This window comes from Chryseobacterium sp. PvR013, from assembly GCF_017833095.1.
In the GTDB taxonomy this organism is placed as follows: domain Bacteria; phylum Bacteroidota; class Bacteroidia; order Flavobacteriales; family Weeksellaceae; genus Chryseobacterium; species Chryseobacterium culicis_A.
This window is the reverse complement of record NZ_JAFIBT010000001.1, coordinates 4,064,200-4,088,209: the sequence shown is the minus strand read 5'-3', so window position 1 is coordinate 4,088,209 and position 24,010 is coordinate 4,064,200. Positions and strand designations below refer to the sequence as shown.

The following is a 24,010-nucleotide window of genomic DNA, read 5'->3' as shown; positions in this document are numbered from 1 at the left end:
CAGTCAAAAATAAAAGGTCAAATTTATGATCCTACAGATCTGTTTTCAAAACCTTTTTTGCCTTTTCACGATTATTGAATCTTCCAACTCACCCCAAACATAAAGTTTGTTCCTGCCTGAGAAAAATAGTAGGGCTGTCCTTCATATACAGATCCATTGTTCACATATTTTTTGTTGAACAGGTTATTCACCAACAGTTTTAAAGCGATTTCATTATTGGCAATTTTAAACTGATATTGCGCATTAAAGTCTGTCAGAAAATAATCTTTAAGCTGTAAGTTTGCATCTTCGGTATTATCGAGATATTGTTTTCCCACATACTGGTTCATTACAACAAACTGGAAATTTTTTGTAGGATTAAATTTCAAGCTCAAATTAGCAATTACATTCGGAGAAAATGAAATCTGTGTATTTCCAAGGCTTTTAGGAGTATCCCCATTTTGAATATTAAAATCCTGATTCCTGTTCTGGCTTAAGGTTACATTCCCGGAAACTTCCCATTGTTTGGATAGTTTAGCCAAAGCTCCAACCTCAACTCCTCTTCTGTAGCTCTTTCCTGAGTTTGTTCTGATGAATGCTCCTACGTTATTCAATTCTCCGTTTAAAACCAACTGATTCACATAATACATATAGTAAACATTCGCAGTAAGTGATACGATTCCGAACTGTTTTTCAAAACCAGCTTCAATATCATGAAGTTTTTCAGCTTTCACATCATTATTGGCCATCAGGTCATCTCTGTTCGGTTCACGGTGGGCATGAGCATAAGAAAGGAATACCTTCCCTCCTTCAATTCGGTAGTTCACCCCGGCTTTTGGATTAAAGAACAGCCAGTTTTTGCTTAAATCCGCACCTTCACCATCACCTGCCATCAGGATTTTGGTATTGTAATTAATTTTTCTTAGTTGTAAATCACCAAAGAATTCAAAGTTATCTACTCTGAATAATGCTTTTGCAAAACCAGACACTTCATTCTTTACCGAGCGGTTTCTGTAGTATTCACTTTCATCAATCTGAGGAAAAAATACACCGGTAACATTTCCGTAATGCCTTCCGTAATACTGATTCACAACAGCCCCAAAGTTCAGATCCAGATTTTCAAACTTTCCGTACAAGGTAGAAACCATACCATAGAAATCATTATTCAGCCATTTTTTTCTGATAAAATCAGAGTATTTTATGGTCTGTCCACCTTCAATGATATCAGGCAGATTATATCTTGAAAAAAGATTTCCCTGCTTATAGTTTTCGTAATATCCTTTTCCTTTGGTATAATGAAAAGTTGTTTCCAGATTCCATCGGTCACTGAATTTTTGCTCCCAAAGTAACTGATAATGATTCTGTCTGTAATTATCGGTTTCATTGTCATAGAAACTTACAATATTCTCCCAATTGGCATCATAAATTGCTCCCGAAACATTGAATTTCGGGTCTGTTTCCCATGTTTTACGATCAATCCCATTCCAAGCCTGATACGTTTTCTCTTTACCTCCGAAAGCCATTAAACGTAGCTTCGTATTTCCCTCTTCAAATAAAGCGGTAAAATTATAAGAATGTAAATTGGATGAAGCTCTGTCGATATATCCGTCAGAGTGGATATGGGTATATCTTCCCATTACAGAAAGACGGTTGTTCCAGAATTTCCCGGAGCCTATTTCAGCTGAATATTTATAGGTATTAAATGATCCGTAGCTGTCGTCGGTTTTAAAATAAAACTTCTCTTCCGGATCTTTGGAAAGTACATTGATACTTGCTCCGAAAGCAGAAACACCATTATTGGAAGTTCCCACTCCTCTCTGAATGACAATCTGTGAGGCAGAACTTGTTAAATCCGGAACGTTTACAAAAAATGTTCCCTGGCTTTCAGAATCGTTGTACGGAACACCATTCATCATTACATTAATGGCACTTCCTGAAACTCCACGAATTCTAAAACCAGTATATCCCACTCCGTTTCCCGCATCTGAGGTGGAGATTACAGAAGTTTGATTTTTTAAAAGGATAGGAAGATCCTGTCCCAGATTTTTCCCGTCTAAATCTTTCTGTACATTGATGATTTCCTTTGCAACCGGAAGTCTTTTAGTAAAGTTGACCGCTTCAATTTCCCTGACCTTCAGAGAATCTTTATTCTGAGCCTGGATAAAAGCTACAGAGCTTACGCTAAGCCCTAAAAAAAATAATCCTTTCATTCTATAAATCTTTGACATTTAATGAATAAAAGGGGATCGATAAGATATTATACAATTCAGCGTCTTAGAAAGACACATCCCTAAACAGCATTACCTGTTCCAGGTTCGTTGGGTATAATCTCAGCCTGTTAAAGCACCCCTTTATTTCAACGGCAAAAATACAAAAAATATATGAATTGGGATTCGGGTTTCGAGATTCGGGATAACGGGTTACGAGGTGCGAGATACAGGGTCTTAGGCTGCGGGTTACGCAATGGAAAAATACGATGAAAAATAGGAGTTATCAAATAAATCATTCATCATTTATAATTATCTAGTAAGTTTTGTTGTTGGAGTCGATGTAGTAATAATTTGAGCCATCTTTTGTTACTTCAAACATTTTTCCCAGTTTCCAGCTGAAATTTCTTTTAATATTCGAGTATTCAAACGGAATAACAATCTTATTGTTGACATCAATAACTCCGAATTTATCATTATTGGAAGCCACAATCATAGGATTAGCTACATCATCTCCCTCCAGAATAAACAGATACTGATATTGAGGATAGATTTGATATTGTCTGTAATCAGCGGCATTCACAAACTTTGATTTTTCAATAATCCCATAAAAGCCATTGAGAATATAGGCCTGAAACAACTGTTGTTTATATTTTTCGAATTTGCATTTTCCAAAATCTGCTTCTTTGAACTGATATACTCTCTTTCCCGATTGGTCTACACGGTACGAAATCATATTTTTCTCTACCGTCGCATACTCTTTTGTTCCAAATTTTCTGACCTTTTCATTAGGTGAATTCAGAAGATTGCAGTCTTCATAAAAAAATACGGCAATATGATATTCCGGCTGAATAATAAATTTCCCATTCTGGTTAACATACCCGAACTGATCCCCTTTCTTCTTAGGAATCAAAAGAGGAAGATCTTTATTGATGACCACCAGATCAGCATTAGCTTTATTGGCTGCAACTGCTTTTTTAACCGTGCTTTTTGTTCCTTTCTTCGCAGGAATTTTCTTCACAGATTGAGCCTGAGAGAAAACGAAAATCGAAATAAAAACACATAAAACATTCAGGATATTTTTCATATTCTCCATTTGCTTACAAAAATACGACCAAAAATAGATATTATAAAATTCATATTTATAAAGAATCTAAATAATTTCATTCTTATAAAATAGTAAAATTTCGTAATTTTGGGAACATTTTGAATTGTTTGATAATTTTAAAAAACTTTTGGAAAAGTGTAGATTATGCTGACTTTATTCGGTTAATGTTGCATCAAAATGCGAGAACTCAAAATGTCATTAACTGTATTTATACACACCGATAAAGAAGAAGCAGGCCTACCTTTAATTTTGAAAGACCTTCTATTATGAGTATTTATAAGGATTACATCAAAGAGATTGAAGAAAGAAAAACCCAGGGGCTTCATCCAAAGCCAATTGATGGTGCTGAATTACTAAGCGAAATTATTACGCAAATTAAAGATTCAGGTAATGCTGACCGATCAGATTCTCTTCAATTTTTCATTTATAACACACTACCCGGAACGACAAGTGCAGCGGGAGTAAAAGCAAAATTTTTAAAAGAAATTATTCTAGGTGAATCTCTAGTAGAAGAAATTTCTCCGGCATTTGCCTTTGAATTATTATCTCATATGAAAGGTGGACCTTCTATCGAAGTGTTGTTAGACCTTGCTTTAGGAAATGATGCAGCAATTGCTAAAGAAGCGGCTAATGTTCTTAAAACACAGGTCTTCCTTTACGAAGCAGACACTACCCGTCTGAAGGAAGCATTCAATAGCGGTAACGAAATTGCAAAAGAAATTCTTGAAAGCTACGCGAAAGCAGAGTTTTTCACAAAACTTCCCGAAGTTGCTGAAGAAATTAAAGTAGTAACATTTATTGCAGGTGAAGGAGATATCTCTACAGATTTACTTTCTCCGGGTAATCAGGCTCACTCAAGATCAGACCGTGAACTTCATGGTAAATGTATGATTACTCCTCAGGCTCAGGAAGAGATTAAAGCTTTACAGGCTCAACATCCTGATGCAAGCGTTATGCTTATCGCTGAAAAAGGAACAATGGGTGTAGGTTCATCAAGAATGTCCGGAGTAAATAACGTTGCTCTTTGGACAGGAAAACAGGCGAGCCCATATGTACCATTCGTAAATATTGCTCCAATTGTAGGAGGAACAAATGGTATTTCCCCAATTTTCCTTACCACAGTAGACGTTACCGGAGGTATTGGTGTTGACCTTAAAAACTGGGTAAAGAAAGTTGACGAAAACGGAAACCCAATTCGTAACGAAAATGGTGACATTGTTCTTGAAGAAGCATATTCAGTAGCTACAGGAACCGTTTTAACGATTAATACAAAAGAAAAGAAATTATATAACGGCGATAAAGAATTGATCGACCTTACCAAATCTTTCACTCCGCAAAAAATGGAATTCATCAAAGCGGGTGGATCTTACGCTATTGTATTTGGTAAAAAACTACAGACATTTGCAGCTCAGCTTTTAGGAGTTGAAGCTCCTGCTGTTTTTGCTCCGTCAAAAGAAATTTCTCATGAAGGACAAGGACTTACCGCTGTAGAAAAAATATTCAATAGAAATGCTGTTGGAACTACTCCAGGGAAAGTTTTACACGCTGGTTCAGACGTTCGTGTACAGGTAAACATCGTTGGATCTCAGGATACGACAGGTCTTATGACTTCTCAAGAGCTTGAATCCATGGCAGCAACTGTGATTTCGCCAATCGTTGACGGTGCTTACCAGTCAGGATGTCACACCGCTTCTGTTTGGGATAAGAAAGCTCAGGCTAATATTCCGAAGCTAATGAGATTCATGAACGAGTTCGGTTTGATTACAGCCCGTGACCCGAAAGGTGAATACCACGCAATGACTGACGTAATCCACAAAGTACTGAATGATATCACTGTAGATGAGTGGGCTATCATCATTGGTGGTGACTCTCACACAAGAATGTCTAAAGGGGTGGCTTTCGGTGCTGACTCAGGAACTGTTGCTCTTGCATTAGCTACTGGTGAAGCTTCAATGCCAATTCCGGAATCTGTGAAAGTAACCTTCAAAGGAAACATGAAAGAACACATGGATTTCCGTGATGTGGTTCATGCAACGCAGGCTCAGATGTTGAAGCAGTTTGGAGGAGAAAACGTATTCCAGGGTAGAATCATTGAGGTTCACATCGGAACACTTCCTGCTGACCAGGCATTTACCTTTACAGACTGGACTGCTGAGATGAAGGCAAAAGCTTCTATCAACATTTCTGAAGATAATACTCTGATCGAATCACTGGAAATTGCAAAAGGAAGAATCCAGATCATGATTGACAAGGGTATGGACAACCACAACAAAGTTCTTCAGGGATTAATTGATAAAGCAAATAAGAGAATTGAAGAAATCAGATCAGGAGAAAAACCTGCTTTGACTCCGGATTCCAACGCTAAATATTATGCAGAAGTAGTGGTAGATCTTGATGTAATTGTTGAACCAATGATTGCTGACCCGGATGTAAACAATGATGATGTATCTAAGAGATATACTCACGATACCATCAGAGATCTTTCTTATTATGGAGGCGAGAAAAAAGTAGACCTTGGATTCGTAGGATCTTGTATGGTTCACAAAGGAGACCTTAAGATCGTTTCTCAGATGCTTAGAAACATTGAAAAACAACAAGGAAAGGTAGAATTTAGCGCTCCTCTTGTAGTCGCTGCTCCTACTTATAACATCATTGACGAATTAAAGGCAGAAGGAGACTGGGAATTATTAGAAAAATATTCTGCATTTGAATTTGATGATAATGCTCCAAAAGGAGAAGCTCGTGTTGAATACAAAAACGTAATGTACCTTGAGCGTCCTGGATGTAACCTTTGTATGGGTAACCAGGAAAAAGCAGCAAAAGGAGACACTGTTTTAGCGACTTCTACCCGTCTTTTCCAGGGAAGAGTAGTGGAAGATTCTGAACGTAAAAAAGGAGAATCTCTGCTTGCTTCAACTCCGGTTGTGGTTCTTTCTGCGATTATCGGAAGAATTCCTAGCATTGATGAGTACAAAGCTGCTGTTGAGGGTATTGACCTTACTACTTTTGTTCCTTCTATTAAGGAATTGACAAGTACAAGCGCTCACTAAGAGATTAATAAATACGTCGAAAGACCTATTTTAAACTATATCATTGGAAGATTTTGGTCCTTTAGGATTTAAAATCTTCCAATTTTTTGTTTAGAACGTTTCTATTTTAAGATAGTTACGTTTTTTTTTCGATAAAATTCGGAAAATAAATTCTATTTTTTCTTAAATTGAAAGTTATAAAATCTATTGATTTTAAAGCCAAAAACACCCTATTTATGGATTATAGGAACGTTTTTTGATGCATTAAAAGTGATTTTTCTTTTTCAAATACCAGAGAAAAAGAAGCATTAACGGAAAAAGAACAAAATTAAAATACGATATGACTTTTGATATTGATATGATCAAAAAAGTGTATGAGCGTTACCCGGAAAGAATTGCAGCAGCAAGACAAATCGTGGGAAAACCTCTTACCCTTTCAGAAAAAATTCTTTACACCCATCTTTGGGAAGGAAATGCTACACAAGAATATGAAAGAGGAAACTCTTATGTAGACTTTGCGCCAGACAGAGTAGCCATGCAGGATGCAACCGCTCAGATGGCACTTTTACAGTTTATGCAGGCAGGAAAAGCTAAAGTAGCGGTTCCTTCAACAGCTCATGCGGATCACCTGATCCAGGCAAAAGTAGGTGCTGACAAAGATTTACAGGAAGGTATCAACAAAAACTCCGAAGTATTCAACTTCTTAAGTTCTGTATGTGATAAATACGGAATCGGGTTCTGGAAACCGGGAGCAGGGATCATTCACCAGGTAGTACTGGAAAATTATGCTTTCCCTGGCGGAATGATGATCGGTACAGACTCTCACACTGTAAATGCCGGAGGACTTGGAATGGTAGCGATTGGTGTAGGAGGTGCTGATGCCGTAGACGTAATGGCAGGAATGGCCTGGGAGCTTAAGATGCCTAAACTTATCGGGGTAAAATTAACCGGTAAAATGAACGGATGGACTTCAGCAAAAGATGTGATCTTAAAAGTAGCCGGAATTCTTACCGTAAAAGGAGGTACAGGATGTATCGTAGAATATTTCGGTGAAGGGGCAGAATCACTTTCTGCAACAGGTAAAGGTACCATCTGTAACATGGGTGCAGAAATCGGAGCTACAACGTCTACTTTCGGATACGATGATTCTATGAGAAGATATCTTGCCGCTACCGGAAGACAGGATGTGGTAGATGCTGCCGATAAAATTGCTGAACATTTAACGGGTGATGCTGAAGTATATGCCAACCCGAAACAATATTTCGACCAATTAATAGAAATTAACCTTTCTGAACTGACTCCACACTTAAACGGACCTTTCACTCCGGACCTGGCGACTCCAGTTGCTGAATTCAGAGCTAAAGCTGAGGCTAACGGGTGGCCTTTAGAAGTTGAGTGGGCACTTATCGGTTCTTGTACCAACTCTTCTTATGAAGATTTATCAAGAGCGGCTTCCATTGTAGAAGATGCGGTATCAAAAGGAGTAAAACCTAAAGCTATTTTAGGGATCAACCCTGGTTCTGAACAGGTGAAATTCACAGCGGAAAGAGACGGTTTCTTAGATTCTTTCAGAAAATTTGAAAATGCAAGAATCTTTACCAATGCTTGTGGACCATGTATCGGGCAATGGGACAGAGAAGGGGCGGAAAAAGGAGAGAAAAACTCCATTATTCACTCTTTTAACAGAAACTTCGCCAAAAGAGCAGATGGTAACCCAAATACCCACGCATTTGTAGCTTCTCCTGAAATGGTAGCTGCTGTTGCCATCTCAGGTAGATTAGATTTCAACCCAATTACAGATACTTTAACTAACGAAGCAGGTGAACAGGTAAAGCTTGATGAGCCTAAAGGTTTTGAGCTTCCTGAAAAAGGTTTTGCTGTAGATGACAACGGATACCAGGCTCCTTCGCAAGATGGTTCCAGCGTTGTTGTTAACGTAAGCCCTACTTCAGACAGACTGCAGTTATTAGAAGAATTCCCGGCTTGGGATGGTAAAAACATTGAGGGCGCTAAGGTATTGATCAAAGCTTTCGGAAAATGTACTACCGACCACATTTCTATGGCTGGACCATGGTTGAAATACAGAGGTCACTTAGATAATATTTCAAACAACATGTTGATTGGAGCTGTAAATGCTTACAACATGGAAACCAATAAGGTTAAAAACGAATTAACCGGTGAATACGGTGAAGTTCCGGCTGTACAAAGAGCTTACAAAGCAGCAGGCGTTCCAACAATTGTTGTGGGAGACCAGAACTATGGTGAAGGTTCTTCAAGAGAGCACGCTGCAATGGAGCCTAGACACCTTGGTGTGAAAGCTGTATTGGTAAAATCATTTGCGAGAATCCACGAAACCAACCTTAAAAAACAAGGAATGCTTGGAATTACTTTCGCTAATGAAGCTGACTATGACAAGATCCTGGAAGATGACACGGTAAACTTCTTAGATCTTGACCAGTTTGCTCCAGGAAAACAATTGACTTTAGAATTCGTTCATGCTGACGGAACTAAAGATATCGTCATGGCCAACCATACTTACAACGATCAACAAATTGAGTGGTTTAAGGCAGGTTCTGCTCTGAACCTGATCAAACAACAGGAAAAATAAGATTAATTGTTAGATTAATTAATATAAAGGCGGCTTCACTAGAAGTCGTCTTTTTTTATTATCATACCAAAAATTCCTGCTAATAAATTCAATAGGAGCGGACTTTAGCCCACATTTAAAATTATAAAATACATCTGGCTTTAGCCAAAACTTACAATTTTACTTTAATCTATCCAGAAGACCTGCTCTATAACTTTCTCCAATGGGAATTTCATACTCGGGAAAGTTCACTTTTTTAGCACCAATGCTTTTTATTTTATCCAAATTGACAATAAAGGATTTATGAACACGTACAAACCTCTCGGAAAGCTGGATTTCCATTGATTTAAGCGTATCCAGCACAATAAACTCATCGGTTTCCGTCCGGATATTGACATAGTCTTTGATACTCTCAACGTACAAAATCTCATGAAAACCAATACGATGTCTTTGTCCTGAGGATTTCACAAAGAAATATGAATTTTCCTCCTGAGGAAAAGAAAACCGTTCCTGCACCTTTAATGCACTCTTTTGAAATCTTTCAAATGAAATAGGTTTCAGCAGGTAATCCACAACATTATGTTCATATCCTTCCAGGGCATATTCTGAATAAGCCGTTGTTAAAATATATTTTTGATCAGGTCCTACAATCTTCATAAAATTGATTCCCGTAAGCTCCGGCATCTGAATATCTAAAAAGATAAGGTCTGAATCGTTTTTCTGAAGGTATTCTAAAGCCAAAATCGGGTTCTCTGTAGAAAATACCAGCTCAAGAAAAGGGAGTTTTTCTACATAATGCTCAAGAAGAGAGATTGCCAGTGGCTCGTCATCAACAATAATGCATTTTATCTTATTCATCGCGTAAATCAATTTTTAAGTCTACAATAAACTCTGTTTCCGAATCTCTGATCTCCAGCTGATGGTTGGGATACAATATTTCCAGTCTTTTTTTCACATTCTGAATTCCTATTCCGGAAACGGTATCTTTCATTTTCTGTGTTTTAAAATTGAAAAGATAAAAATGCAGCACTTTATCATGATCTGAGATTTTCATTTCAAAACCTTTATCACGGAAATCTCCATGTTTAAAGGCATTTTCAACAAAAGGAACCAACAGCATTGGCGAGATCTTAAGGTGAGGATACTGAATATTTTTTTCTATGAGCAACAGCTCAGGTTTTCTAATTCTAAGTTTCTCCAGGGCAATCAGACTATCAATATATCCAATTTCCTTATCCAAAGGAATTGAATCTTTTTCAAGATCCTTTGTGCTGTATCTTAACAATTGTCCCAGTTCTTCAATTGCTGGCAAGGCTTTGTCTGATTTCTGATAGACAAGAGAGTAGATATTATTTAATGAATTAAAAATAAAATGAGGATTGATCTGGGTTTTTAATGCCTGAAGCTCTGCCTGTTTCTTTTCAATCAGCAGCTGCTTTTTGTCATTTTCAGCAACACCATATTTCTCCAGTATCCATAAAATCCCAGCTATAAAAGTAGTCAGAGAGCTATTGTAAATATTATCGAAAAAATAATAGAGAAGGCCTGTTCTTTCATCATAATTCCGGAATCCAAGAGTAGAAGGGAGGATCATTTCCTCCAAAGCATATCTCATGCTGGCAAAACACAAAAGGGTCAGAATAAAAACGAAAACCGCTGAATACAGTTTCTCAAGTTTAAAAACCTTTGGAAATATAAACAGATAGGAAATATAGAAGGTAGCAATTTTTACAATAAAGAAGGTAATTCTCAAAATATGTACTTCACCACGATTGCTCTCCGGTATAAAAAAATTAGGAGTAATAACGGTTCCAAAAAAATTGAATCCCCAATAAATAATTTGCAGCCAGATAATTTGCTTTTTATTCATACTCAAAGATAAATCTCTATCAGGATAATTCGTTAACCCTTTTCGATAAAAGCCTGTTTTTTCCCGATGAAACTTTTTTGATAAGCATAATCATGCCCTTCATCTAAATGCTATTTCATTTCAAAGGCACCTCCAATACTTTTGCCAGAGAAATGTAACACAATCGTCATTTAATCCATCATTTATCATATGAAAAAACACATTTTATTTATGGTTACCCTTGCTTGTTCTTTTGCTACAGCACAAACAAAAGACACTACCAACATTAACAAAATTGAGGCAGTAACAGTAAATGGTAAGAAAGTTCTGGTAGAGCGTAAAGTAGACCGTCTTGTTTATAATGTTCAGAATTCTATGCTTTCACAAGGAAGTTCCGGAACTGAGGTGTTGGCTGGCACTCCTTTATTACAGGTAGATGAGAGCAAAGGACTTCTTTCCATTGCAGGAAAAAATGGAGTTTCTGTCATGGTAAATGACCGGATGCTTAATCTTTCCGGATCTGAACTGATCAACTATCTCCGAAACCTTCGCTCTGAAAACATCCTGAAAGTTGAAGTGATCACGACTCCGCCTGCCAAGTATGAAGTACAGGGAAATAGCGGAATCATTAATATTGTCCTTAAAAAGAATCAGAATCTTGGATGGAACGTCTACCTGACTACTAATTACACTCAAAAAACATATGCTGCATTCAGTACGGTAGCAGGAATAAATTATCAGAATGAAAAGATTAAAGCTTCCGTAAAGCTGATGGGATATGATGGTGACAAAAAATCGGTAGAAAATTATAGAATTATAGGGCAAAGTTCTTCTATCAGCAGAAATGAGAGAAGGGATATGAATGACGGACTCGGCCTGAATGCCAATTTTGATTATTCACTTTCTAAAAACTCCAATATCGGATTGGTATACGATATTACAAAGGGCCATACCAATATGGATATCAATTCAACACAAAGTTACTTTACAGATGGTACGCCTACTTTACAAACAGAGACGGATTCAAAGCATCGTTCTCCATATACAACCCAAATGCTTAATCTGTATTTTGACCAGAAAATGGGAGAACATAAGCTAAGTTTTGGTACCAATTATTATGGAAACCTTCCTGATACGGAGGTCAATTTTACCACAAGAAATGTTGCTGATAATTCAATACAGACGGTAAGAAATCTTTCTGGTGTAGACTATAAAATCTATTTAGGGCAGGCTGATCTGACTTTAAATTTAAAAAAAATTCAGTTGGAAACCGGCGCTAAATACAGTCAGTTTTCTAATAATTCTGACATTAGATATTTCAATTTCATCCATGGAAATTATATCATAGATCCTGCAAAGAGCAATCTTTTTGATTATAATGAAAAAAATTATGCCACTTATGTCAGTGCCAGTAAAGATCTTGGTGAAAAATGGTCGGTGAAAGCAGGATTACGTTATGAATATTCACAAACCAATGGATTCTCTCCTACTACCCAGTCTAAATCCGAGAATAATTACGGAAAATTTTTCCCTACAGCCTATGTTTCTTATAAAGCCAGTCAGGATAACCAATTCAGTATTAACTATTCCCGCAGAATCAACCGTCCTTATTTCCGGGCTTTAGATCCGTTCCGATGGTATTCTAATCCTAATACGTATTATGCCGGAAACCCAAGTCTGCAACCTTCTTTTAATCATAATATTGAATTCAATTATATTTTTAAAAATAAATTCTCAGCCAATCTTTATTATCAGAGAACAAAGAATAATTTTGACCAGATTTCCTTCCTGAACGGCATTGATCTTATCAGTACCTATGAAAACTATTACAACCAGAATATTTACGGGATCAATTTCAATTATACAGATACTTTTTTCAAAATCTGGGAAAGTAATATTTCAACCTCGTTCAGTTATAATGAAACACAGATTACAAGATTTAATCTGGTTCCTAAAAACGGTCAGTCATTTTATTATTCTCTCAACAATACATTCCAGCTGAACAAGGCTAAGACCTTCATGCTATTTGTCAATTACTGGCATAATCTTCCCTCGAGAGACGGCTCCGCTTCCATCAAAGGCGTAGCAAGTTTTGATGCGGGAGCAAAAATGAGCTTTGTGGAAAAAGCCCTGCAGGTCAATCTTTCAGTGAGTGATATTTTTAAACAATCCGGATTTAAGGCTGATCTGTATTTTACAGATAATACACAATCATTCAACAACTATTGGGATGCGAGAAGACTGACATTAAGTATCACCTACAATTTTGGGAATCAGAAAGTAAAATCGAACAAAAGAGCGATCAATTTTGAAGAAAAAGATCGAGCACAATAATAATTTATAGCAAGAATTCCTGTTATTGCAGGGAATAGCTATTCGGCAGTATTAAGAAGGCTTTTTACTTCTTCTGCAGAATATGATTTTATTGAATTTTCTTCATTGAAATAAATAAAATTACTGTGCTGATTGTAACAAAATTTGTTTTTCATCGTCTAACCGAATAGTAGTAAAAACATTATGAAAAAAACTATATTCGCTTTATCTCTGGTAAGTTCTATGCTGGTTTTCTCTCAGGAAAAGAGCAATACAACTTCTAAAGAGAAACAAATTGAAGGTATTGTCATCACTAAAACTAAAAAAGCCGTTGAACAAAAGGCGGACCGTACTATTTTTGACTTTTCTGAGCAACCTCAACTGAATAATGGAAACGTTCTGGAAGGAATTAAAAAACTTCCCGGGCTTGTATCTACGGACATTGCAGGAATGATGTATCAGGGAAAAATGCTGGAAGTGTATCTTAACGGAAGACCTCTGAACATCACATCCAATGAGCTGAACTCCTTCCTGGAAGGAATGCCGGCTAATTCTGTAGAAAGAATTGAGGTAATTACCCAGCCTGGAGCTGAGTTCCCGGCTACTTCCGGAGGTGCTATCATGAATATTATCACCAACAAAAATGCCAATAAATATTTAACAGCTACTTACTCGGGGAATTATTCTTTCACGAATTATGACAAATACAGAAGCAGAACAACCAATTCTGTTAATTTAAATGCAAGAAATAAATATTTCGGATGGCAGCTGAACGTAGGACAGAATTACCGTGAAAGTATGCTGAATGGCCAGCAGGATGAGCTTTTAACAAGCCATACCGATAGATACGCACGGGGATATTTTGCAAAATCCGGATTGACTTTTGATTTAGGACAGGACAGATTATTATTAAACTACGATATTTATCACAACAATAATGACAACTACACTTTAAGTGACGGGCATGGAGATTTACCGTTCAAGAGAAATCTGAAAGATTTAAGAGAAGCTTTTTATACATCTTCGGATGTTGCTCATACCGATAATTTGAGACAGGAAGCTGTGGTAACGTATCAGAAACGTTTTGCCGACAAATCTCAAAAACTCGACTTTCAGTTTGGGTATACAAGATCAGACAGCAAATTTGCTCAGGATAACTACTTTCAGGATGGGACATTTGTAGAGTATCCCACTGAACCTCTCGATAGTCCTACTAATGGATTAAAAGATATTCTGAATAATAAATCTGTCATGAATATTGCCAACTTTAAAGTAGATTATGCCCAGCCTATCAAACTTCTTGATGGTGGAAAAGTAAGCTTTGGCGGATTGTATGAAAAACAGGATTATGATACAAAAAGTTTTGGCCTAACCAATCTTGAATATCAGAGACAGACTGCTTCAACCTATTTAGAGTTTCAGGCTAAATTGAAAAAGTTTGATTTCACCTTGGGTTCGCGTGCTGAAAACTATGATATTTCCGGAGTAACAAGATATTTTGATAAGGATGCAAAACTGGTGGAAGCGAATTTGATTCCCTTCAATAAGTTTAAGTTTTTCCCGAATGCAAGTGTACAGTATAACATGATGAATCAGGTTTATATTGCCGCGAATTACAACAGAAAAATCAGCTTACCAAGTATTTCTGCCTTAAACCCGAATAACGTGACGTTCTCCGGACCAAGTACGGAAGTAAATGGTAACCCGAATCTACAACCTACTATTTTTGATAATTATGAAATAAAAATATCCGCTTTTGATTATGCATTTATCGGATATAGTGTAAGTTCGGCAAGCAATCAGGTGGCACAGATCATCAGAAAAGACGGAAGAAAACTCTTTAATGAGCAGGTGAACATTTCAAATATGAAAATTCACAATTTCAATGTGGGATTACCCGTTCCTTTTATGATTTTCAGCAAGCCTTTGAGCGAGATTATGAAGTTTAATTTTAATCCTGATAAAATTAATTTCATGTACTTATATGCAGGTTATCAGAAACATGAAATCGACAATCTGAACAATAAAGGATTCTGGATTTTCAATATCATGACGCAGATTATTTTGCCTAAAGATATCAAACTGACAGCCAATTACAGCTATCTGACGCCAAAAGCAGGATATTTCTACTTTACAGCAGAGAAGCCTTTCAACAACTCGCTTGATATTACACTGACGAAGAAGTTTATGAACAACCGTTTGACACTTTCTGTTTTTGCGAATGATATTTTCAATGGACAGATGATGCAGGTACGTTCTAACCCACCATCAGGAACTCCGGTAATGATCTATAGTAAATATGATACAAGAAACTTCGGGCTTTCTATCAATTATAAAATTCCAACAAGAAATAAACTGGCGAAAGAGGATCCAAATATTCTTAACCAGACCAAAAAAGAAGATAACGGCGGCGTAATGCAGCAGGGACAATAATTTTTTGATGACTAGTCCTAAATAAGCGTTACATATTAATAGGATAAAAATACTAATATTTATTATATAGTTGTTGGGTTTTCCCGACAACTATATTTGTTTTTATACGTTCTTATTTTTACACTATTTTGTTTGTGCATCTGCTCCGGTGTTTTCATATAACACGACCAATGTGGTCTTTTGGTATTATAAATGTGAACTGCATCTTCTACCAATAGCTTCATTGTCTGTATATTTACCTGATAATCTTCTAATAAGAACTCTTGCTTGAGTATTCCGTTTACTCTTTCTGCAATAGCATTTGCATAAGGATCATAGCTTTCAGTCATTGAGGGTCTGATATTTTTCTTTTTCAATATTTTTTGATAAACATGACTGCAATATTGTAACCCTCTGTCGGAATGATGAATTAAGCTTTTTTTATAATTTCTTCTCTTTATAGCCATATTCAGGGCCCGCAGAGATCCCTCAGTTGCCAAACTATTAGAAAGGTCATATCCCATTATTTTCTTAGAATAAGCATCTGTAACCAAAGCCAGATAGCAATTCCTGTCTCGCCCTCCAATATAAGTGATATCTGAAACCCATACTTGTTCCGGCTGTTCCAATGGCATATTTTCTATTAGATTCTTATGCTTTCTGAATCGATGATGGGAATTGGTGGTTATTCGATAGTTTCTTTTGGGTTTTATGAGCATATGATTGGCTCTGAGTATGCTGAAAAGTTTATCTCGTCCCACATGTAATGTATGCAGAGAGTCCGCCAGCATATGATAGATCTTTCTTGTACCCACACGAGGCATCATCAAACGCAGGTTATTGACCAGTGTAATCACTTGGTCAGCCCGGGCTTGTTTTTGATCTCTAAGCCAAAAGCTTCGATAATAGTGCTGTCGGTTGATCCCGACCAATCTACAAAGATAACTTATCGTTTTTTTTGTTTCTTTGCTGAGATGCTGGATTGATCGGGAAAGGAGTTTTTTCTTACCGGAATCAAATATTCTTCCTCCGCCAGGTCTATCAATTTATCCAAAATAGCGGCTTTGTCTTCCGATTCCGTTAAACGGGTTTCAAGATATTCGTTATGACGTTCCAGACGTTTTAACTTCTCTTCCAGCTCTTTAATCTTTTGTTCAGGTGTTTGCATAGCTTTATGTTGGGAGCGGTTGTCTATATCAAAGGTACCATATTTTCTTCGCCATTCCGTTATAGTGCCGTGACCTTGAATACCATACTTACGCATTGCTGCACGATTGCCAATACTGCCACTCTCTACTTCTTTTACTACCGCCAATTTAAAGGAGACGCTGTAATCCTTTTGGCTACGTTTTACATACTGATTGTGAAATGATTCCATAAAATTACTTTTTTTGTGTAACGCTATGTTAGGACGAGACATGAGATAAAATAAAAGAGGCGGCACCTAAGGTGACCGCCTCTTTTTTGTATGGAATATAGGTTTTGGCTAAAGCCTATGGATGGTATTCTAAAAAGGAAAACGGGCTAAAGCCCGTTTCTATTGATATTAAAATGGTGTTATTTGTGAAAACATTAGTGATATTAGTGTTTATATTTAGATCAAAAATCTATTGTTTGAAATCTCCAATCCATTGCCTCTATCAATGTAAGCTGATTTATATGTACGGGAAGGCCGGTGATAATTTTTAAAGTCTGAAGAGCCATCATACTGCCTATTATTCCTGGCAAAGCGCCTAAAACACCAAGGCTGTCGCAATCCGGCATCTCTTCATCAAAAGGCGGTTCAGGGAAAATATCTCTAAGATTTTTACTTCCGTGATGATTGAAAACTGCAACCTGTCCGGAAAATCCTAAAATACTGCCATAAACAAGCGTTTTTCTCAATGTTACACAAGTATCATTCACCAGATATCTTGTTGAAAAATTGTCTGAACCGTCAATAATAACATCGTACTGAGAAAGTATTTTTTCAGCATTATTTTCATTTATTTTCTCTTCGATTCCTGTAAAGGCAACCTGATGGTTAAGTTTTTCTACAAATGTTTCGGCACTCTTCACTTTGGATAATCCTACGCTGTTTTCAGTGTGAATAATCTGTCTGTTCAGGTTATGAAGTTCCACCTCATCAAAATCTGCAACGCCTAAAGTGCCCACTCCTGCAGCAGCCAGATATTGTATAACAGGACTTCCCAATCCTCCTGCGCCAATAACGAGAACTTTGGAATCTATTATTTTCTTTTGCCCTTCCAGCCCTATTTCTTCGATAAATATCTGCCGGCTGTACCGTGAAAAGTTATCTTCTTTTTTCATACTTTATGATAATTGAACCATTAAGATTCTTTAAGTTTGTAAGGAAACTTAAGTTGAGCTTCGCTTCAAAAAAGATAGTGGCTTAAAAATCTTCGATTTTTCTTAAATAACCTTCACTTCTTCAAATTTCTTAATGGTTTAAAAATTTTAAAATCCACTATACACAGAATCCCAGTCTTTCATAACAGGGTCGTAACCCGATTTTTTGATCATGATTTTAATCTCTTCCATACTTCTCTCGTCACTGGTTTCAAACTGTTCCAGAGATTCTTTATCTACAGCATAGCCTCCCGGATTTGTTTTTGAACCGGCACTCATGGCTGTTGCTCCCAGAGATACTATATTATTTCTAAAGACCTCATTTTCTCTGGTGGAAATAGAAATTTCAAGGTCTTCATTCCAGATTCTGTAGGCACAAATAAGTTGGAGGAGGTCTTTGTCTTCCATAATAAAATTCGGTTCAATAATTCCTTCAGCCGGTCTGAGCCTGGGAAAGGAAACCGAGAATTTACTTTTCCAATATTGTTTCTGGAGATAATCTATGTGTAACGCGTTGAAAAAACTATCCACTCTCCAGTCTTCAAGTCCAAGAAGAACGCCCAGTCCAATTTTATGGATTCCTGCTCTTCCTATCCTGTCCGGTGTCTCCAACCGAAAATGGAAATTTGATTTTTTTCCTTTCGGGTGATATTCTCTGTAAACATCCTGATGATATGTCTCCTGATACACCAAAACGGAATGCACGCCTTCTTCATGAAGCAGTTTGTATTCTTCTTCCATTAAGGGTTGTACTTCAATGGAAATATTGGAAAAATGAGGTCTTAACTTGCGGACAGCATTCTGAAAGTAAGGAACTCCTACTATTTTATTGGCTTCTCCACTTACCAGCAATACGTGGTTCACACCCATTGATTTCAGAACCGATGCTTCAATCATAAGTTCCGTATCGGAAAGAGTTTTCCTTTTCAGATGATTATCCAGACTGAATCCGCAATAGGTACAGATATTCTGACATTCATTGCTGAGGTACAGCGGTGCATACAGCTGAATGGTTTTTCCAAATCTTTTTTGGGTAAGCATCTGTGTCATTCCTGCCATCAGTTCCAGTTCCTGAGAAGCGGCCGGCGACAGGAGATTCAGGAAATCCTCAAGCGTTTTATTCTTTTTTTGAAGACTGTATCTTACATCAGACAAGCTTACTTTTTCAAGCTTATTCTTTACCTCATCCCATTGGTAGTTTTCAAAAACATCTTTAAAGCTTTTCATGAGTCAGATTTATTCAAATAAAAATGAAGTGAGCGGGCTTGAAGCTTCAGCATGGTTGGCGATTGCTCCCAATCCTGATTCAAACGCTCTTCTTCCGGCAATCACACCTTCTTTAAAAGCAACAGCCATATTCAATGGATTTCCTGCAACGGCAATGGCTGTATTCACCAAAACAGCATCTGCTCCCATTTCCATTGCTTTTGCAGCATCGGATGGTGCCCCGATTCCCGCATCTACTACTACAGGAACATTACTTTGGCTGATAATAATTTCCAAAAAGTCTTGTGTTCTTAATCCTTTATTCGTTCCAATTGGTGCTCCCAAAGGCATTACCACGGCCGTTCCTGCATCTTCAAGGCGTTTGCACAAAACAGGATCAGCGTGAATGTAAGGCATTACTACAAATCCCAGTTTAGCCAGTTCTTCAGTGGCATATAGGGTTTCAATAGGATCTGGTAGCAAGTATTTTGGATCCGGATGAATTTCCAGTTTCACCCAGTTGGTTTCCAGTGCTTCCCGGGCTAACTGTGCGGCTAATACTGCTTCTTTTGCCGTTCTTGCTCCTGAAGTATTAGGCAGAAGATGAACATTGGTTTCTCTTAAAGAATCAAGCAGGTTATCTTCATGGGACCGGGCATCAATTCTTTTCAAAGCCATAGTCACCATATCGGTTTCTGATGCAATGACAGACTGCACCATATCTGTGAGACTTCCGAACTTTCCTGTTCCTAAAAACAGTCTTGATTCAAAAATTCTTCCTGCTATTTCTAATTTCTGATTGTTCATATCATTACTTTGTTTAGTTCTTTAATAATGGTAGGCTGCTTGGTAATAAGCCCTGAAACGGAAACACCATAAATTCCGATCTTCTGTAACGGTAAAATATCTTCAAGGGTAACACTTCCGATGGCAAATATTTTGGGAATATCTATTGATTTTTCTCTTAATCCATCAATGATATTCTGATACCCTTTAAACCCAAGAACAGGGCTCAGCTTTTCTTTAGTGGTGGTAAATTTCAATGGTCCCAAACCAATATAATCACAGGATTCTTTAATTCTTTGAATGACATCTGAAAGCGTATTCGCTGTTCCTCCAATGATTTTATTTTCACCTAAAATCAGTCTTGCTTTTTCGATAGAGCTGTCATTTAATCCCAAATGCACACCATCAGCATCTATTTCTTTTACCAGCTGTACATGGTCATTGATGATACAAACTGCATGATATTCTGAACAAAGCTGTTTTGATATTTCACAGAGACTGATCAATTCATTTTCCGGAGCATTTTTCCATCGAACCTGAACCCATTGGATTCCATTGTCCAAGGCTTTTCGGATATGAAGCTCCTGTTCCTGTTTTGTATTTCCCTGTGATATGTATTGTAATTTTTCCATATTTTCTATGAATGCGTTCCCAGTAAAGTGGGATTGCTTTTTAAAAATTTTTCAATGTATGATTTCCCATTCCGGCAGGCCGTTTCCCTATTTTCACCTTTGGCGAGCTCTGCTGCGATGGCAGAAGATAAAACACAGCCGGAACCATGTTTAGGAAAATATGCTGTACTTTTTTCCCGCGGAAGTAAAAGAGTTTCTTTTTCATTTTCAACTAACACATCCGTTCCTAAATGATCTTCTCTATGGCCACCTTTAATCAGTAATGCACATTGATGAGTATCCGGTAAAAGATTATTTTCCTTTAAAACACTGTATTCGTTATAATTGGGAGTTATTAAACTAAGTTTATTAACCGTATTCTTTAATTGAGGAAGTGTTTCAAGATCAAAAAAAGTAAATTGGGAAGTACTTTTCAGAACAGGATCCCAAACGATTTTTACTTCAGAATTGCTTTCTTTAACTGTTTCTACAATCTTACTTAGAAATTCTGCATCTTTTACAATTCCGATTTTCACTGCTGAAACCGGATAATTTTCCATCAACACCTGAATCGCTTCTGTGATTTCTTTTACAGGACGCCATTCCAGACTCAGGCATTGGGAAGCGGTTTGTAATGTCAATGCTGTACACACTCCCAGTCCCATCACCCTTAATTGTTCAAAGGTTTTACTGTCTGATAGCAAACCTGCTCCTCCGCTAGGGTCGAAACCCGCAATACTTATGACATAAGGACGTTCCTGCATTCTTTGAATACTTTTAAAGGTTCTTCACTTTCCCAGATGGCCCCTAACAAAGCTGCTCCATCGGCATCTGTTTCGAAAACTTCGTGGATATTATTCTGGTCAATTCCACCAAGAGCGATCAATTTTACATCCGGATTGTTCCGCTGTGCTATTTCATGCTTAATAGTAGAATCAAGTCCATAGCCCTTTTTGGATATACTTGGAAAGAAAGGGCTTATGAAAGCATAATCCCATTCTTTGTCCAAAGTATTGTATGTTGTAATATCGTGCACTGAAGTTGAAATGATATTTTCTTCTGCAAAAGGCTTGTATACTTCTTCCTTCCGATCAATCTCCCTGAAATGAAACCTTGAAATGTTATATTCTTTCCCCAGATCGAAATGAGTATGCAATACCAGCTGTGAATGAAAAATGTCATCAATTTGGCTGATAAACTCAATCATTTCATCTCGAGTAATCCATGGTTTACGGATATGAAGAAGGTCTAGTCCTTCCTGAAACATCTGATTAATAAAACCTGTTTCGTTCGGGACAATCAATTCAGGAGTAATAACGAGAATCATATATAAATTTCTTTCCCTTTTTCAATGAATTCCTGAGACTTATCCAGCATTCCTTTTTCTGCAGACTCACGGATTTCCTGAGTAATTTTCATCGAGCAGAATTTCGGTCCGCACATAGAACAGAAATGGGCAATTTTTGCTCCTTCTGCCGGAAGTGTTTCATCATGATAAGCTCTTGCCGTCTCTGGATCTAATGAAAGATTAAACTGATCTTCCCATCTGAATTCAAATCTGGCTTTACTTAATGCATTGTCTCTGTACTGTGCTCCCGGATGACCTTTTGCTAAGTCTGCCGCATGGGCTGCCAGTTTATAAGTAATTACCCCAACTTTTACATCATCTTTATTCGGAAGGCCTAAATGTTCTTTTGGTGTTACATAACAAAGCATCGCACAGCCAAACCAACCGATCATCGCCGCCCCGATTCCTGAGGTAATATGATCATAACCTGGTGCAATATCCGTCGTTAAAGGACCTAAAGTATAAAATGGAGCTTCATGGCATTCTTCCAGCTGTTTTTCCATGTTTTCTTTGATCATATGCATCGGAACGTGGCCCGGGCCTTCGATCATTACCTGTACATTATGTTTCCATGCAATTTTTGTCAGTTCACCTAAAGTTTCCAGTTCTGCAAACTGAGCGGCATCATTGGCATCTGCAATGGATCCGGGACGAAGACCGTCTCCCAGAGAGAAAGCTACATCATATTTCTTCATGATCTCGCAGATCTCCTCAAAATGAGTATACAAAAAGCTTTCTTTATGATGGAACAAACACCATTTCGCCATGATTGATCCTCCTCTGGAAACAATTCCGGTTACTCTTTTAGCGGTTAAATGGATGTATCTTAACAGAACACCAGCATGAATAGTGAAATAAGAAACGCCCTGCTCTGCCTGTTCAATCAGAGTATCTCTGAAAATTTCCCATGTCAGATCTTCCGGAACACCTTTTACTTTCTCCAATGCCTGATAAATAGGAACGGTACCAATTGGAACCGGACTGTTTCTGATGATCCACTCTCTTGTTTCGTGAATATTTTTTCCGGTTGAAAGATCCATAATAGTATCTCCTCCCCATCTGCAGGCCCAAACCGCTTTTTCTACTTCTTCTTCAATGCTGGATGAAACAGCACTGTTTCCGATATTGGCATTGATTTTCACCAGAAAATTTCTTCCAATGATCATCGGTTCACTTTCAGGGTGATTGATATTATTAGGAATAATTGCTCTTCCGGCAGCAATTTCGTCTCTTACAAACTCCGGAGTAATTTTACTTTTCGGAGTATTTGCTCCAAAGCTGTGTCCCGGATGCTGAAAAGCCATTTCTTTTGATACGGAATCAAGCTGTTCAATTCTTTGATTTTCTCTGATCGCTACGTATTCCATTTCCGGAGTAATGATTCCCTGTTTTGCATAATAAAGCTGGGTAACTTCTTTTCCTTCCTGCGCCACTTTAGGTTTATGGTCATAGGAAAACCTCAGTTCATCAAGACGTGGGTCTGCTAAACGGGCTTTTCCGTATTCTGAGGTAATTCCTTCCAGAATATTCACGTCATTTCTATCCAGAATCCATTGTTCTCTGATTCTCGGAAGTCCTTTTTGAATGTCAATAACTGCATTTTCGTCAGTATAAGGTCCTGAAGTGTCGTAAATGGTTACTGGAGCATTATGTTCAAAGCCGCCATTGCTAAGTTTGGTTGGGCTAAGCTGTATTTCACGCATTGCTACATTGATAGGATGTAATGTTCCTTCAACATAGATTTTCTTTGAGTTCGGAAATGGCGAACATGTAATGGAGTGAGCCATAAGTATTGGTATTAAATATGAGAATTAACCGCCTTGAGTGGCAGTAATGATTAAAACTGAATCGTTATTGTTAAGGATGGTTTCCGCCCAGACTGACAGGGGAATAATGCGATTGTTGAGGGCTACAGCAATACCCTTTTTCTTTCCGGGTAGCTCAATAGCCAGTAATGCTTCCAGGTTTTCAGGAAGTACATCAAATGTTTTTCGGGTGTGGTTGATTATAAGTTCCATTCCTAATAATTTTAAATATACTTTAGGAATGGCCATTATTGTACAATAGAATGTACAGCAAAAGTCATCTACTTTTCCCTACGCTGGTATGATCCAGATCAGGTTCAAAGGGTAAAGTCTCAGTCTGTTGATACAGACACCCCTAAAGTTGGGAACGAAGTTAGACATTATTTTGAAATAAGCAAAATTGATTTTTGCTTATAATGAA

The 24,010-nt window shown here is 37.5% G+C and carries 18 protein-coding genes and 2 riboswitches; of the genes, 4 read left to right on the top strand and 14 right to left on the bottom strand.

Annotated features, from left to right (window positions below):
• Positions 1–71: 71 nt before the first annotated feature.
• Together JOE44_RS18640 and JOE44_RS18635 are read right to left on the bottom strand one after the other, a co-directional pair.
• Positions 72–2,189 (bottom strand): outer membrane beta-barrel protein, encoded by a 2,118-nt coding sequence (locus JOE44_RS18640; protein WP_209786740.1) that lies wholly within the window; start codon positions 2,187–2,189, stop codon positions 72–74.
• Positions 2,190–2,249: 60 nt separating this feature from the next.
• Positions 2,250–2,339: riboswitch (TPP riboswitch) on the bottom strand.
• A gap of 163 nt (positions 2,340–2,502) precedes the next feature.
• Positions 2,503–3,273, bottom strand: coding sequence for a WG repeat-containing protein (locus JOE44_RS18635; RefSeq protein WP_245169810.1), 771 nt, complete (start codon positions 3,271–3,273; stop codon positions 2,503–2,505).
• Positions 3,274–3,560: 287 nt separating this feature from the next.
• Here JOE44_RS18635 and JOE44_RS18630 point away from each other — a divergent pair, with 287 nt between their 5' ends.
• Together JOE44_RS18630 and JOE44_RS18625 are read left to right on the top strand one after the other, a co-directional pair.
• Positions 3,561–6,344 carry a bifunctional aconitate hydratase 2/2-methylisocitrate dehydratase gene (locus JOE44_RS18630; RefSeq protein WP_209786738.1) on the top strand — a complete coding sequence of 928 codons (2,784 nt, stop codon included), beginning with the start codon at positions 3,561–3,563 and terminating at the stop codon, positions 6,342–6,344.
• Between the two features lie 319 nt (positions 6,345–6,663).
• Positions 6,664–8,931, top strand: coding sequence for an aconitate hydratase (locus tag JOE44_RS18625; RefSeq protein ID WP_209786737.1), 2,268 nt, complete (start codon positions 6,664–6,666; stop codon positions 8,929–8,931).
• Between the two features lie 159 nt (positions 8,932–9,090).
• On the opposite strand, the gene JOE44_RS18620 is transcribed toward JOE44_RS18625, so the two are convergent.
• Together JOE44_RS18620 and JOE44_RS18615 are read right to left on the bottom strand one after the other, a co-directional pair.
• On the bottom strand, positions 9,091–9,768 hold the full coding sequence (locus JOE44_RS18620) for a LytTR family DNA-binding domain-containing protein (RefSeq protein ID WP_209786736.1): 678 nt from the start codon (positions 9,766–9,768) through the stop codon (positions 9,091–9,093).
• Entirely contained in the window at positions 9,761–10,780 is a 1,020-nt protein-coding gene (locus JOE44_RS18615; RefSeq protein ID WP_209786735.1) for a histidine kinase, read from the bottom strand. The genes JOE44_RS18620 and JOE44_RS18615 overlap by 8 nt, the downstream gene beginning before the upstream one ends.
• Positions 10,781–10,969: 189 nt before the next feature.
• Between JOE44_RS18615 and JOE44_RS18610 the strand changes: the two genes are divergently transcribed.
• A complete protein-coding gene (locus JOE44_RS18610; protein ID WP_209786734.1) occupies positions 10,970–13,093 on the top strand; it encodes an outer membrane beta-barrel family protein in 2,124 nt (707 codons plus the stop codon).
• A gap of 183 nt (positions 13,094–13,276) precedes the next feature.
• Positions 13,277–15,505 (top strand): outer membrane beta-barrel protein, encoded by a 2,229-nt coding sequence (locus tag JOE44_RS18605; protein WP_209786733.1) that lies wholly within the window; start codon positions 13,277–13,279, stop codon positions 15,503–15,505.
• Between the two features lie 62 nt (positions 15,506–15,567).
• On the opposite strand, the gene JOE44_RS18600 is transcribed toward JOE44_RS18605, so the two are convergent.
• The 10 genes from JOE44_RS18600 to thiS form a co-directional block, all read right to left on the bottom strand.
• A complete protein-coding gene (locus tag JOE44_RS18600) occupies positions 15,568–16,416 on the bottom strand; it encodes an IS3 family transposase (protein WP_209785203.1) in 849 nt (282 codons plus the stop codon).
• A 14-nt stretch (positions 16,417–16,430) separates the two neighbouring features.
• Positions 16,431–16,862, bottom strand: a complete 432-nt coding sequence (locus JOE44_RS18595) for a transposase (protein ID WP_209784502.1) — start codon at positions 16,860–16,862, stop codon at positions 16,431–16,433.
• Between the two features lie 221 nt (positions 16,863–17,083).
• Positions 17,084–17,794, bottom strand: a complete 711-nt coding sequence (locus JOE44_RS18590; RefSeq protein WP_209786732.1) for a HesA/MoeB/ThiF family protein — start codon at positions 17,792–17,794, stop codon at positions 17,084–17,086.
• A gap of 147 nt (positions 17,795–17,941) precedes the next feature.
• Positions 17,942–19,060 carry a 2-iminoacetate synthase ThiH gene (gene thiH / locus JOE44_RS18585; protein WP_209786731.1) on the bottom strand — a complete coding sequence of 373 codons (1,119 nt, stop codon included), beginning with the start codon at positions 19,058–19,060 and terminating at the stop codon, positions 17,942–17,944.
• A gap of 9 nt (positions 19,061–19,069) precedes the next feature.
• Positions 19,070–19,846, bottom strand: a complete 777-nt coding sequence (locus tag JOE44_RS18580; protein WP_209786730.1) for a thiazole synthase — start codon at positions 19,844–19,846, stop codon at positions 19,070–19,072.
• Complete coding sequence (locus JOE44_RS18575) at positions 19,843–20,457, bottom strand: thiamine phosphate synthase (protein ID WP_209786729.1); 615 nt, start codon at positions 20,455–20,457, stop codon at positions 19,843–19,845. The genes JOE44_RS18580 and JOE44_RS18575 overlap by 4 nt, the downstream gene beginning before the upstream one ends.
• 5 nt (positions 20,458–20,462) lie before the next feature.
• Positions 20,463–21,200, bottom strand: coding sequence for a hydroxymethylpyrimidine/phosphomethylpyrimidine kinase (locus JOE44_RS18570; protein ID WP_209786728.1), 738 nt, complete (start codon positions 21,198–21,200; stop codon positions 20,463–20,465).
• Positions 21,176–21,763: a thiamine phosphate synthase gene (locus JOE44_RS18565; protein WP_209786727.1), complete on the bottom strand. Its 588-nt coding sequence runs from the start codon at positions 21,761–21,763 to the stop codon at positions 21,176–21,178. Before JOE44_RS18565 ends, JOE44_RS18570 begins: the two co-directional genes overlap by 25 nt.
• Positions 21,760–23,571: a phosphomethylpyrimidine synthase ThiC gene (thiC, locus tag JOE44_RS18560; protein WP_209786726.1), complete on the bottom strand. Its 1,812-nt coding sequence runs from the start codon at positions 23,569–23,571 to the stop codon at positions 21,760–21,762. The genes JOE44_RS18565 and thiC overlap by 4 nt, the downstream gene beginning before the upstream one ends.
• A gap of 24 nt (positions 23,572–23,595) precedes the next feature.
• Complete coding sequence (gene thiS / locus JOE44_RS18555; RefSeq protein WP_105684220.1) at positions 23,596–23,802, bottom strand: sulfur carrier protein ThiS; 207 nt, start codon at positions 23,800–23,802, stop codon at positions 23,596–23,598.
• A gap of 58 nt (positions 23,803–23,860) precedes the next feature.
• Positions 23,861–23,956, bottom strand: a riboswitch (TPP riboswitch).
• Between the last annotated feature and the right edge of the window lie 54 nt (positions 23,957–24,010).

Excerpts from the sequence above, each read along its gene's own strand:
- JOE44_RS18615 (WP_209786735.1), bottom strand. The coding sequence starts at position 10,780 with ATGAATAAAAAGCAAATTATCTGGCTGCAAATTATTTATTGGGGATTC.
- JOE44_RS18610 (WP_209786734.1), top strand. The coding sequence starts at position 10,970 with ATGAAAAAACACATTTTATTTATGGTTACCCTTGCTTGTTCTTTTGCT.
- JOE44_RS18570 (WP_209786728.1), bottom strand. The coding sequence starts at position 21,200 with ATGCAGGAACGTCCTTATGTCATAAGTATTGCGGGTTTCGACCCTAGC.
- JOE44_RS18590 (WP_209786732.1), bottom strand. The coding sequence starts at position 17,794 with ATGAAAAAAGAAGATAACTTTTCACGGTACAGCCGGCAGATATTTATC.
- JOE44_RS18580 (WP_209786730.1), bottom strand. The coding sequence starts at position 19,846 with ATGAACAATCAGAAATTAGAAATAGCAGGAAGAATTTTTGAATCAAGA.
- JOE44_RS18635 (WP_245169810.1), bottom strand. The coding sequence starts at position 3,273 with ATGAAAAATATCCTGAATGTTTTATGTGTTTTTATTTCGATTTTCGTT.
- JOE44_RS18575 (WP_209786729.1), bottom strand. The coding sequence starts at position 20,457 with ATGGAAAAATTACAATACATATCACAGGGAAATACAAAACAGGAACAG.
- thiC (WP_209786726.1), bottom strand. The coding sequence starts at position 23,571 with ATGGCTCACTCCATTACATGTTCGCCATTTCCGAACTCAAAGAAAATC.
- JOE44_RS18620 (WP_209786736.1), bottom strand. The coding sequence starts at position 9,768 with ATGAATAAGATAAAATGCATTATTGTTGATGACGAGCCACTGGCAATC.
- thiS (WP_105684220.1), bottom strand. The coding sequence starts at position 23,802 with ATGGAACTTATAATCAACCACACCCGAAAAACATTTGATGTACTTCCT.
- JOE44_RS18640 (WP_209786740.1), bottom strand. The coding sequence starts at position 2,189 with ATGAAAGGATTATTTTTTTTAGGGCTTAGCGTAAGCTCTGTAGCTTTT.
- JOE44_RS18595 (WP_209784502.1), bottom strand. The coding sequence starts at position 16,862 with ATGGAATCATTTCACAATCAGTATGTAAAACGTAGCCAAAAGGATTAC.
- JOE44_RS18565 (WP_209786727.1), bottom strand. The coding sequence starts at position 21,763 with ATGATTCTCGTTATTACTCCTGAATTGATTGTCCCGAACGAAACAGGT.
- JOE44_RS18630 (WP_209786738.1), top strand. The coding sequence starts at position 3,561 with ATGAGTATTTATAAGGATTACATCAAAGAGATTGAAGAAAGAAAAACC.
- JOE44_RS18625 (WP_209786737.1), top strand. The coding sequence starts at position 6,664 with ATGACTTTTGATATTGATATGATCAAAAAAGTGTATGAGCGTTACCCG.
- thiH (WP_209786731.1), bottom strand. The coding sequence starts at position 19,060 with ATGAAAAGCTTTAAAGATGTTTTTGAAAACTACCAATGGGATGAGGTA.
- JOE44_RS18605 (WP_209786733.1), top strand. The coding sequence starts at position 13,277 with ATGAAAAAAACTATATTCGCTTTATCTCTGGTAAGTTCTATGCTGGTT.